The organism is Accumulibacter sp. (assembly GCF_031732815.1).
Lineage (GTDB): Bacteria > Pseudomonadota > Gammaproteobacteria > Burkholderiales > Rhodocyclaceae > Accumulibacter.
Genome location: NZ_JAVMKF010000258.1, coordinates 1 through 2910, shown reverse-complemented (window position 1 = coordinate 2910; position 2910 = coordinate 1). Strand labels below are relative to the sequence as shown.

The 2910-nt window shown below is 65.4% G+C and carries 3 protein-coding genes; 2 read left to right on the top strand and 1 reads right to left on the bottom strand.

Annotated elements, in window-relative coordinates; translation table 11 throughout:
* On the top strand, positions 1-1415 hold a 1415-nt coding region (locus tag RKP46_RS15335; protein WP_311107439.1), incomplete at its 5' end, for a methyl-accepting chemotaxis protein.
* On the opposite strand, the gene ylqF is transcribed toward RKP46_RS15335, so the two are convergent.
* On the bottom strand, positions 1412-2320 hold the full coding sequence (gene ylqF, locus RKP46_RS15330; protein WP_311107438.1) for a ribosome biogenesis GTPase YlqF: 909 nt from the start codon (positions 2318-2320) through the stop codon (positions 1412-1414). The two genes, RKP46_RS15335 and ylqF, sit on opposite strands and share 4 nt — an antisense overlap.
* 160 nt (positions 2321-2480) lie before the next feature.
* Here ylqF and RKP46_RS15325 point away from each other — a divergent pair.
* The coding region (locus RKP46_RS15325) for a YaiI/YqxD family protein (RefSeq protein ID WP_311107437.1) at positions 2481-2910 on the top strand (430 nt) is incomplete at its 3' end.

Below are 2910 nucleotides of genomic sequence, written 5' to 3'. Positions count from 1 at the left end.
ACCAGCGCGAGGTATTCCTCGACCAGATCAAGCAGTTGTCGATCATCAAGGATCTTCATGTGGCCCGTTCGAAGGCAGTCAGTGAAACCTTTGGCGAAGACAAGAAGTCTTCCCGCCAGCTCGACGCCGTCGAGCAGCAGGTCATGGCGTCCGGGCAACCGCACGTGCGCACGGAGAGCGCCGATGGCACGTCCTATCTGCGGGTTGTCATGCCGACGCGGGCGGCAAAAAATTACCTCGGAAAGGATTGCCTCGCCTGCCACCAGGTCCCCGAAGGCACCGTACTGGGCGTCGTCAGCATGAAGGTCTCGCTCGACGCCGTGGAAACCGAGGTGGCGGCATTCCGCCTGAAGATTTCGGCGGCGGCCGCCGGCGTCAGCCTGCTGCTGCTCGGGGTAATCTGGTTCCTGACGCGGCTCTTCGTCACCGCGCCGCTGGAGCAACTGACCGACGGCCTGCGCGACATCGCCCGCGGCGAAGGCGACCTGACGCGCCGCCTGCCCGTGCGCGGCAACGACGAGATTGGCCAGGCCTCGGCGATCTTCAACGAAATGATGGAAAACTTCGTGCGCCTCGTCCGCCAGGTTGGCGATTCGGCTCGTCAGGTTTCCTCGCAGGCACACGAACTGTCGACCGCCGCCCGCCGCGTGACCGACGGCTCGCACCGCCAGGGCGAGCAGGCGGCCCAGGCGGAAAGCGCGATGGAGAACATGCTGCAGAACATTTCGGCCATCGCCGAAAGCGCCGATCACGTCAATACTCAGTCGCAGGAAAGCCTGCGCCGCGCCGAGGCGGGTAGCCGCAGCCTGATGCAACTGCTGGGCGAAATGGACGAAGTCGGCCGCACGGTGCAGATGATGGCCGAAACGATCAACGAGTTCGTCAAGAACACCGACGCGATCAGCAAGATGACGCAGGAGGTCAAGGGCATCGCCGAGCAGACCAACCTGCTCGCGCTGAATGCGGCGATCGAAGCCGCCCGTGCCGGCGAGGCCGGGCGCGGCTTCGCGGTCGTTGCCGACGAGGTGCGCAAGCTGGCCGAGAAATCGGGGCAGTCGGCACATGAGATCGACCGCATCACCGCCAACCTCTCGAGCCAGTCCGCTGCCGTCCATCGCGCCATCGGCGATGGCCTGGCACATATCTCCTCCAGTCAGGGCACCATCGGCTCGGTGGCCGAGATCCTGCAGGCGACCAACGGCTCGGTCGCCGAGGTGGGCAAGGGGCTGGACGCGATAGCTCAGGCCACCGACGAGCAGCGCGTCACCAGCCGCAGCGTTGCCGACAGCATCGACGCCATCGCGTCGCGGACACGGGAGAACAATCAGGCCGTGGAGCAGACGGCCGCTGCCGCCAATGCGCTGGAATCGCTGGCGCAGGGCCTGCAGGCCACTGTGGGCCGCTTCAAGGTCTAGTCAGGCGAATCGGGGGCGTCGCCGGGAGGCGGTGCGACGGCCTCGGCCGCCGGGCGCGCCGCCCGGCTTTCCGGCGTTTCCAGGCTGATGCGGCCGAGCGTGCCGCTGCGGTAGTCGGTGAGCAGGATCAGCGAGGCCTTCTCGATATCGAGCTCACCGCCGCGGCCCTTGATCAGGCAGCCACGCTTCCTGGCCACCGCCTCCAGTACGCCCGGTGCATCCATTCCTTCGGGCTTGAAGCCATAACGGGCAGTCAGCAGCGCCGGGTAACGGGTGAGCAGGAAGCCGGCGAGCCAGGTCGCCACTTCCTCGTCAATGTAGGCGTTGACGCCGATGGCGTGGCTTGCCGCCAGCATCAGTCCATCCTCCGGATGCCCGATTTTCGGCCACATCATGCCCGGGGTGTCGTACAGCGTCAGCCGCGGATTGACGTCGATGCGCTGCTGGCTCTTGGTCACCGCCGGCTCGTCGCCGACCTTGGCCACCTTCTTCTTCACCAGCGCATTGAGCAGCGTCGACTTGCCGACGTTGGGGATCCCCATGATCATCAGCCGCAGCGGCTTCAGCGCACTGTCACGGTGCGGCGCGAGCGACTGGCACAGCGACGGCACGCGCGCGACCTCGCCCTGCTTCTTGCAGGAGATGGCGACCGCCCTGGTGCCTGGCTGCGCATTGTAGAAATCGAGCCAGGCCTTCGTCGCCGCGGGGTCGGCCAGGTCGGCCTTGTTCAGCAGCTTGAGGAAGGGGCGCTGACGGAAGGCACGCAACTCGTGGATCATCGGGTTGGAGGATGCGGCCGGCAGGCGCGCATCGACCACCTCGACCACCACGTCGGCGTTGGCCAGCGTCTCGGCCGCCTTCTTCCTGGCCGAGGTCATGTGGCCGGGGAACCATTGAATCGACATATGCTGAGTGGCGCTGTTTGAGTTTGGTTATTATGCTGAAAAAATTGTTCTGACCACGGCGAACACAGCGGTCACGGCGAAAATCAAACAAAATAACTGTTCTTTCCGCCGTGCTCGCTATGCACGCTGTGGTTAAGTTCCTGCAAATACGGAAACCATCATGCACATCTGGGTCGATGCCGACGCCTGCCCTGCCGTCATCAAGGAAATCCTCTACCGGGTCGCCGACCGCACCGGCCTGCCGGTGACGCTGGTCGCCAACCAGTGGCTGAAGACGCCGCCCTACCCCAGCCTGCGCTCGGTGCAGGTACCCAAGGGCTTCGACGTCGCCGACAACCATATCGTCGAGCAGGCGCAGCCCGGCGATATCGTCGTCACCGCCGACATCCCGCTGGCGGCCGCGGTGGTCGAAAAAGGCGCCACCGCGATCAACCCGCGCGGCGAACGCTACACCGCCGAGAACATCAAGCAGGCCCTCGACATGCGCAATTTCATGGAAAGCCTGCGCAGCAGCGGCGTCGAGACCGGCGGCCCACCGGCGTTCTCGCAGGCCGACCGACAGGCGTTCGCGAACCAGCTGGATCGGCTGC

Excerpts from the sequence above, each read along its gene's own strand:
- ylqF (WP_311107438.1), bottom strand. The coding sequence starts at position 2,320 with ATGTCGATTCAATGGTTCCCCGGCCACATGACCTCGGCCAGGAAGAAG.